The sequence below is a fragment of the Streptomyces montanisoli genome, from assembly GCF_017813245.1.
GTDB lineage: Bacteria > Actinomycetota > Actinomycetes > Streptomycetales > Streptomycetaceae > Streptomyces > Streptomyces montanisoli.
The window spans coordinates 1-8,539 of record NZ_JAGIQL010000216.1 but is presented as its reverse complement, the minus strand read 5'-3'; the positions used below and the strand labels follow the sequence as shown (position 1 = coordinate 8,539).

7 protein-coding genes are annotated in these 8,539 nt (G+C 72.8%); 4 read left to right on the top strand and 3 right to left on the bottom strand.

Translation table 11 applies throughout. The features are described from left to right. The 3 genes from JFN87_RS30045 to JFN87_RS30035 all read right to left on the bottom strand — a co-directional run. On the bottom strand, positions 1–384 hold a 384-nt coding region (locus JFN87_RS30045; RefSeq protein WP_209345188.1), incomplete at its 3' end, for a DUF4350 domain-containing protein. Further along, the gene (locus JFN87_RS30040; protein WP_209345187.1) at positions 381–1,091 is read right to left on the bottom strand and encodes a DUF4129 domain-containing protein; all 711 of its coding nucleotides are present in this window, start codon (positions 1,089–1,091) and stop codon (positions 381–383) included. The genes JFN87_RS30040 and JFN87_RS30045, both read right to left, overlap by 4 nt. Positions 1,092–1,095: 4 nt before the next feature. Beyond that, positions 1,096–2,352, bottom strand: coding sequence for a DUF7847 domain-containing protein (locus JFN87_RS30035; protein WP_209345185.1), 1,257 nt, complete (start codon positions 2,350–2,352; stop codon positions 1,096–1,098). A gap of 191 nt (positions 2,353–2,543) precedes the next feature. Between JFN87_RS30035 and mtnA the strand changes: the two genes are divergently transcribed. The 4 genes from mtnA to JFN87_RS30015 are packed head-to-tail and all read left to right on the top strand — an operon-like array spanning position 2,544 to position 8,278. Then, positions 2,544–3,686 (top strand): S-methyl-5-thioribose-1-phosphate isomerase, encoded by a 1,143-nt coding sequence (mtnA, locus tag JFN87_RS30030; RefSeq protein ID WP_209345183.1) that lies wholly within the window; start codon positions 2,544–2,546, stop codon positions 3,684–3,686. 15 nt (positions 3,687–3,701) lie between these two features. Next, a complete protein-coding gene (mtrA, locus tag JFN87_RS30025) occupies positions 3,702–4,379 on the top strand; it encodes a two-component system response regulator MtrA (RefSeq protein WP_209345181.1) in 678 nt (225 codons plus the stop codon). A gap of 1 nt (position 4,380) precedes the next feature. Then, positions 4,381–6,438, top strand: a complete 2,058-nt coding sequence (gene mtrB, locus JFN87_RS30020; protein ID WP_209345179.1) for an MtrAB system histidine kinase MtrB — start codon at positions 4,381–4,383, stop codon at positions 6,436–6,438. Further along, complete coding sequence (locus tag JFN87_RS30015; protein WP_209345177.1) at positions 6,428–8,278, top strand: LpqB family beta-propeller domain-containing protein; 1,851 nt, start codon at positions 6,428–6,430, stop codon at positions 8,276–8,278. The genes mtrB and JFN87_RS30015 overlap by 11 nt, the downstream gene beginning before the upstream one ends. Positions 8,279–8,539 lie beyond the last annotated feature (261 nt).

The window sequence follows — 8,539 nt, the reverse complement described above, 5'->3', positions numbered from 1 at the left end:
GGCCGCGCCGGCCGCGACGAGCACGGTGCGGCCGCCGGCGCCGCTGGTCGCCGCGTGCAGCGCGTGCTGCTGGGCGCGGCTCAGGAGGTCGGGCACGGCGACGAGGAGCGTGGTGTCCGGTCCTGCCGCGCTCGTCGCGCCGTCGAGTGTCGTGACGACGTCGACGTAGACGCCATGGTCCTTGAGGAGCGTTGCCACGGCCTTGCTGCCGAGCGGGTCCGCGGCGCGCGGATCGAGGCGGCCGTGCTTGTCCCCGGAGGTGATCGCGGCCAGCGCGACACCGGCGGCGAGAAGCAGGGTCAGGGCAAGCAGGACGCCGCGGCCGCGCGTCCATATGCTCCGGGCGCTGCGGGAGACCGCGGTCGGAGCGACGGCGACGCTCATGCGGGAGGACCTCCCACCGCGGTGGCCTCCGAGGGCGCGCCCATGTCGGGCTTGGCGCGCTCCAGGTCCGCGTCGAGGTCGCGCAGCCGCTGGTACAGGGCTCGGTCCGCGGTCCGGCTGCCGTATGCGACGGCGTCGAAGCTCGTGGCGGCAGTGCGCAGGCGGTCGGCGTACGGGGGCAGGGATCTGCCCGCTTCGGCCGCGGCTTCGGCGGCGGTGCGCCCGGGGCGGGGAGCGAGCAGTGCTCGCTCCTCCAGTGCGCGGACGATCGCGCGCATCCGTTCCTTGGCGGCCTCGGTCCAGTGTTCCGCCGCGGCGTGGGCCTCGGCGGCCGCGCGGTTGTCGGCGGCGCTGCGGGGCGCGTCGTCGAAGAGCGCCGCACCGTCCGGGGCCCTCACCGTGCGCCGCGGGGCACCGAGCCGCCACCAGAGGGCGCCGAGGAGCGCGAGGACGGCGACGAGGACGACGATCACGCCGACGCGCCCGCCGGGTGCGACGCCTGACGCCTTGTCGAAGAGGTGGCCGATCCACCCGAGGATGTGGCCGACGGCGCGTTGCAGCAGGTTCGGATCGTGCTGGTGGTACTCGCCTTTGGTCAGTTCGAGCTCGGCCTCCCTGCGGGCGGCCTCGCGGGAAACGACCAGCGGTATGTGGCCGCTGCCGCCGGTCAGCCATGCGGCTGCCGGCGCTCCCCCCGTGGACGTCACCGTGTCAGCCCCCGGTGTGGCCGGGGCCTGGCGTCCGTGGCGGGCCGTAGCCGGGGATGCCGGCGGCGCGTGCCAGTTCCAGGTCGAGGGCCTCGCGGCGGATGCGCCGGTCCACGTAGAGCAGGACGGTGACACCGGCGGAGAAGGGCAGGGTGAGAGCGTCGGAGATGACCGCGCCGATACCCGTGATGATCAGGAAGGTCCACCCGAAGTCGGGGGTGGTTCCGGAGAGCATGCTGCCGAGATCGGAGCCGCCGCCGGCGATCGTCGCGACGAGGGTGAACGGGATCGCGATGACCATCGAGACGACGAAGGTGAGCAGCAGCGTGAGCAGCAGGACGCCGAAGGTGCGCCACCACGCCCCGCGCACCAGCTTCGCCGAGCGCCGCATGGAGGCGATGACACCTCCGCGTTCCAGCATCAGCGCCGGGGAGGCGAGGCTGAAGCGGACCATCAGCCAGATGATCACGGCGAGTGCGGCGAGGCTGAGGAGCACGGACAGGGACACGCCGCCTGCCGAACCCGACAGGGCGCCGGGCAGGATCGCGACGGCCAGGATGGCGCAGCTGATCAGCGGCAGGAGCAGGGTCAGCCCGACGAGCTGGGGAAGGCGCGGACGCGCTTCGCGCCATGCGTCGCGGAAGCTCACGTCCCGTCCCAGTACGGAGCGGCTGACGACGACGGTCAGGACGGCCGTGGTGAAAAGCGTGCCGATCAGGGTGATGCCGAGCGACAGCAGCAGCGTGAGCATCGTCGACTGGAGGACGTCGGCCGTCTGGTTCAGGGTTTGCGCCGGCGTCGCGGACGGGTCGACCTGGGGCGGGGCGGGCAGCAGGTAGCGCTGCATGAGCAGGTCGGCGATCTGGGAGACGGCCGCGACGGTGACGGTCACGCCCAGGACGGTGCGCCAGTGGGCGCGCAGCACCGACACGGAGCCGTCGAGGAGCTCGCCGATGCCGAGCGGGCGCAGCGGGATCACGCCGGGCTTGGCGGCGGGGGGCCCGCCCCAGGCGGGGCCGCCGTCAGGGCCGGGCGCGCCCCAGCCCGTCGCGGGCCGCGGCCCCGGCTGCGCGGGCACGGGCGACCGCGGGGTGCCGGGGGGCGGCTGCGGGGCGCCGGGCGGGGACCACTGCGCCGGTGGCGGCTGCTGGGCGGACCATCGGGTGGGGGGACCGGTCTCGTCGCCCGCGTGCGGCGTACCGCTCTCCTGGCCGTCGGACGGTGCGGATCCGGGCGATGCCCAGCCCGGAGTGTCGTTCACGGTCGTCCACCTCGTGGATATGTCGTCGGGGCTCGGCGTGTCGGCGGTGTTCGGCGGTCCGCCGGGGGTGACCGGCGGGCGGTTGGCAGCCATCGTGCCACGCGATACCGCGCGACGGGCCGGAGGGCGTATCTCCCGACGCCGGCTCTTCGCGCCTTCATTGTCCTTGCCGGAGCAGGCAGACTGGGCGAATGGCTGATCAGCACGCACCATCCCCTGTCGACGCACCGCCGTCCATGGTCCCGGCGCTCCGCTGGGACGAGCCGCCCGAAGGCCCCGTGCTCGTACTGCTCGACCAGACGAGGCTGCCGGTGGAGGAGGTCGAGCTGGTCTGCACCGACGTGCCGGCGCTGGTGGGTGCCATCCGCACGCTCGCGGTGCGGGGCGCGCCGCTGCTGGGCATCGCGGGGGCCTACGGGGTGGCGCTCGCGGCGGCACGCGGGTTCGACGTCGACGACGCGGCCCAGTCGCTGGCCGGGGCGCGGCCCACGGCCGTCAATCTCGGATACGGGGTGCGCCGGGCGCTGGAGGCGTACAGGCGCGCGCTGGACGCGAGCGGGGACCTGGCGAGCGCCGCAGCGGGCGCGCTCGCGGAAGCCAGGCGGCTGCACCGGGAGGACGCGGAGGGCAGCGCCGCCATGGGGGCGGCGGGGCTCGCTCTGCTCGACGAGTTGCTTCCCGGCGGGAACCACCGCATCCTTACGCACTGCAACACGGGCGCGCTGGTGTCCGGCGGGGACGGCACGGCGTTCGCCGTGGCGCTCGCCGCGCACCGGGCGGGCCGGCTGCGGAGGCTGTGGGTGGACGAGACGCGCCCGCTGCTCCAGGGAGCGCGACTGACCGCGTACGAGGCGGCACGCAACGGGATGGCGTACACGTTGCTCACGGACAGTGCGGCCGGCTCGCTGTTCGCGGCGGGTGAGGTCGATGCGGTACTGATCGGTGCGGACAGGATCGCGGCGGACGGCTCCGTGGCGAACAAGGTGGGCAGCTACCCGCTCGCCGTGCTGGCCCGCTACCACCACGTGCCTTTCGTGGTGGTGGCGCCGACGACGACGATCGATCCGGACACCGCGGACGGTGCTTCGATCGAGGTGGAGCAGCGTCCTGGACAGGAGGTCACCGAGGTGATGGCACCGCAGACGGCAGGTGCGGAAGTGGGCGGCGCGCTGCCGGTGGCCCCGCTGGGGACGCAGGCGTACAACCCGGCGTTCGACATCACTCCGCCCGAGCTGGTGACGGCGCTCGTCACAGAACACGGGGCGCTGTCCCCTGTGACCGGCAGTGGAATCGCTGACCTGTGTGCCAGGTCACGACCGGCAACGATTGGCTGATGGGATGATGTCGATATGAAGGGACGCGTCCTTGTCGTCGACGACGACACCGCACTGGCCGAGATGCTCGGGATTGTGCTGCGTGGTGAAGGGTTCGAGCCGTCGTTCGTCGCGGACGGCGACAAGGCGCTGGCCGCCTTCCGCGATGCCAAGCCGGATCTCGTGCTGCTCGATCTGATGCTGCCCGGCCGGGACGGGATCGAGGTGTGCCGGCAGATCCGGGTCGAGTCGGGGGTGCCGATCGTGATGCTCACGGCCAAGAGCGACACCGTCGACGTGGTGGTCGGTCTCGAGTCGGGCGCCGACGACTACATCGTCAAGCCGTTCAAGCCGAAGGAGCTCGTGGCCCGGATAAGGGCACGTCTGCGCAGGTCGGAGGAGCCGGCGCCGGAGCAGCTGACCATCGGCGATCTCGTCATCGACGTCGCGGGGCACTCCGTCAAGCGTGAGGGGCAGTCCATCGCGCTGACGCCGCTCGAGTTCGACCTGCTGGTGGCGCTGGCACGCAAGCCGTGGCAGGTGTTCACGCGCGAGGTGCTGCTCGAGCAGGTGTGGGGGTACCGCCATGCCGCCGACACCCGGCTGGTCAACGTGCACGTGCAGCGGCTGCGCTCCAAGGTCGAGAAGGACCCGGAGCGGCCGGAGATCGTGGTGACCGTCCGCGGTGTCGGGTACAAGGCAGGACCGAACTGACATGACCGGCGGCAGCACCGCGCCGAACGCCGGGCGTCCTGGGGCCGGCCGCCGCTTCAAGGGCGGACGGCTGCTTCAGGACGCACCGGCCGGCGGTCCGGTGCTGCGCCTGGTCATCCGGCTGCTGCGGCGCCCGCTGCTGCCGGTGATGCGGCTGTGGCGGCGCAACATCCAGCTGCGGGTCGTCGCCGCGACGCTGCTGATGTCGCTGGGTGTGGTCCTGCTGCTGGGGTTCGTGGTCATCGGGCAGGTACGCAACGGCCTGGTCGAGGCGAAGGAGAAGGCCGCACAGAGCCAGGCCGACGGCGGTTTCTCCGTCGCCCAGGAGAAGGCGGACGCCCAGCCGGTGCCCGGCGGCCGGGGCGGCGACGGCACGGACCCCACGGTGGTGGGGACGAACTCCTGGCGCACGGACCTGGTGGAACAGCTGGCGAGCGGCGGGCCGGGCGCCTTCAACGTCGTGGCGCTGAGCGCCGACTCGACGCCCAAGCGCGCCCCCCGCACGTCGGGCAGCGTGGACCTCTCGTCCATACCGGACGATCTGCGGCGCGCGGTCGCGAGCGGCACCGGCGAGTTCAAGACGTACGGGAAGATCAAATACACGGACGCGTCGAAGGACCGCAAGCCCGAGCCCGCGCTGATCATCGGCAAGCGGCTCAACGACGTCGACCGCCACCCGTACGAGCTGTACTACCTCTTCCCGCTGACGCAGGAGGAGCAGTCGCTGAACCTCGTGAAGCGCACGCTGGCCACTGCGGGCCTGTTCGTGGTGGTGCTGCTGGGCGCTATCGCGTGGCTCGTGGTGCGCCAGGTGGTGACGCCGGTGCGGATGGCGGCGGGGATCGCGGAGCGGCTGTCCACGGGCCTGCTGCACGAGCGGATGAAGGTCACGGGCGAGGACGACATCGCCCGGCTCGGCGAGGCGTTCAACAAGATGGCGCACAGCCTCCAGCTGAAGATCCAGCAGCTGGAGGAGTTGTCGCGGATGCAGCGGCGCTTCGTCTCCGACGTGTCGCACGAGCTGCGCACGCCGCTGACGACGGTGCGGATGGCCGCGGACGTCATCCACGAGGGCCGTGAGGACTTCGACCCGGCGACGTCCCGGTCGGCCGAGCTGCTGGTCGGGCAGATCGACCGGTTCGAGTCGCTGCTCGCGGACCTGCTGGAGATCAGCCGGTTCGACGCGGGCGCGGCGGCGCTCGAGGCCGAGCCGATAGACCTGCGGGAAGTGGTGCGGCGCGTGATCGACGCGGCCGCGCCCCTGGCCGAACGCAAGGGGACGGCGGTCCGTGTCGTCGGGGACGAGCAGCCCGTGATCGCGGAGGTCGACGCGCGGCGGGTGGAGCGCGTGCTGCGCAATCTCGTGGTCAACGCCGTCGAGCACGGCGAGGGCAGGGACGTGGTCGTGCGGTTGGGAGCCGCGGGAGGCGCCGTGGCCGTCGCCGTGCGCGACTACGGGGTAGGGCTGAAGCCGGGGGAGGCGACGCGCGTGTTCAACCGGTTCTGGCGCGCGGACCCGGCGCGCGCCCGTACAACCGGCGGTACGGGCCTCGGCCTGTCGATCGCGGTGGAGGACGCGCGCCTGCACGGCGGCTGGCTCCAGGCCTGGGGCGAGCCCGGCGGCGGCTCGCAGTTCCGGCTGACCCTGCCGCGCACGGCGGACGAACCCCTGCGGGGCTCGCCGATAGCGCTGGAGCCGGAGGACTCGCGCGGGAACCGGGCACGGGCGGCCGCGGCGGTGGCGGACAAGACCGCCAGGCAGGTGTCGAACACGGCGTTCCCGGTGCGCGGCGGTGGCGCTGCGCTGCCAGGGCCGCCCGGGCAGGGCAGCCGTACGACGGCCGTCGTGGACCCCACGGCGCTGCCCGGCAACGGGGCACGCGTGGTGGCCAGGCCGTCGGCCGAGCGCAAGCAGGACGCCGGCACACCGCCGTCGCCGGACGCTCCCGCGCGGGAGGCCGAGGCCGGCGGTGCGGACGGTGCCGGCGGCGGGGAGGACTCCGGGCGGGACGCCGCACGGAGCGCATCGGAGCGGGAGGACTCGGCTCGTGGGCGGTGACAGCCTCCGGCACGGCCGGAAGCGCACGGCAAGGCTGTCGGCATGTCTCGTCGTGCTGGCCCTCGCGCTCGCGGGGTGCGCGTCCATCCCGGACAGCGGCGACGTCGAGCCGGTGAAGGTGTCGCCGCAGGACGAGTCGCAGGTGCGGGTGTACGCCGTCCCGCCGCCGCAGAACGCGACGTCCGCGGACATCGTCGACGGCTTCCTCGAAGCGATGACCAGCGACGACCCCGACTTCGCGATGGCGAGGAAGTACCTCGCCAAGGACGAGGCGAACGCGTGGCAGCCGCAGAAGGGCACGACGGTGCTCAGCGAGGCGCCCGACCTCGAGGGCCCGGAGAAGCCGCACTCCGCCGACCAGCCCGGTCTGACCTATCAGATGAACGGCCAGGAGATCGCCACGGTCGACGCCGACCACGTCTACCAGCCGCTCAAGCCCGGCAGGTACCAGGAGCAGCTGCACCTCATCCAGGAGAAGATCGGCGGCCGCAAGGAATGGCGCATCGACGCGCTGCCGCAGGGGCTCGTGCTCGGCCAGTCCGACTTCCAGCGCAACTACCGTCCCGTCGACACGTACTTCTACGCCAAGGGCGACAACTGGCTCGTCGCCGACCCGGTCTTCATCAGGCAGCGGATAGACCCGCTGACCCGGATGGACCCGATCACGCAGGCGGTCAACGCCCTGCTCGCCGGGCCCACCGAATGGCTGAAGCCGTCCGTGACGTCCGCCTTCCCCACCGGGACCCAGCTGCAGAAGGGCACGAGAACGCTCCAGTTCGACGACAACAACGCGTTGACGGTGCCACTCAACGCGGCGGCACGGACGGTGACGCCGCTGCTGTGCAAGAAGATGGCCGCCCAGCTGTTCTTCACCCTGCGCGACCTGACGTCGACCAGGGTCGGCCAGATCGCGCTGCGCTCAGGACGTACCTCGCTGTGCTCGGTCACCGGTGACGAGGCGCAGGCCTACGAGCCGGGCAACGCGGCCAGCCAGCCCGACGACGCCTTCTACGTGGACGCCGACGGCAGGCTCGCCCGTCTGGCGCCCGACGACAAGAAGGGCGGCGACGACGGCAACCTCGTCCCCGGCCCGTTCGGGCACGGTGCGGTGAAGCTCGACTCCGTGGCCGTCGCGCGCGACGAGAAGCGTGCCGCGGGCGTCGCGCAGGACGGGAAGTCGCTGTACGTCGCGTCGATCACCCACGACGCGGAGGCAGGCAGCCCGCTGGTGACCAGCGACGGCGCCAAGGCCTCCGACCGGCTGTCCGCGCCCAGCTGGGACAGCAGGGGCGACGTGTGGGTCGCGGACCGCGACCCCGGCCACGCGCGCCTGCTCCGGTTCTCGGGTGGCGCCTCGTCCGCCGAGGAGGCCACGGTCGAGGGGCTCGACGGCCGGCGGATCGAGGCGGTGCGGGTGTCGTCCGACGGCGTGCGCGTCGCGCTGCTGCTCACGAAGGGCAGCCGGACGAGCCTGGAGATAGGGCGCGTGCAGCAGAGCGGGTACGGCGACCACAAGAAGCTGGCCGTGCTCGACCTGAAATCGGTGACACCGCAGATGGAGACCGTGACGTCGGTGTCCTGGGCGGGCCCGAGCCGCCTGGTGATCGTGGGCAAGCAGGCGGGCGGCGTCCAGCAGATCCGCTTCATCCAGGCCGACGGGTCGACGTCGGACGCGTCCGTCCTGCCGGGCCTGAACCAGGTGACGGGGATCGCGGCGGGCGACAAGGACTCCAAGCCGCTGGTGGCCGACTCGGGGGACGCGGGCATCGTGGAGCTCCCGTCGGGCGGGAACTGGCAGGCGATCGTCGAGCACGGCTCGTCACCGGTCTACCCGGGCTGACCGAACGCCGGGCTCTCCACGGGCGCTTGTCCACAGGCACTTGTCCACAGGGGTCGCGCGGTGCCTCGCAGGCCGCCAGAGTGGTTCACGTGCTGACGTGGTGGCGAGAGCTCGGCGGCCTGGTGCTGCCCGCGGCGTGCGCGGGGTGCGGCGATCCCGGGGCGACGCTGTGCGAGGCGTGCCGGCGGGCGCTGTACGGGCCGCGGCCGCGCCCGGTCCGGCCTGATCGGTACAGCAGTCCTCTGAACTCCAGTCTGCCGT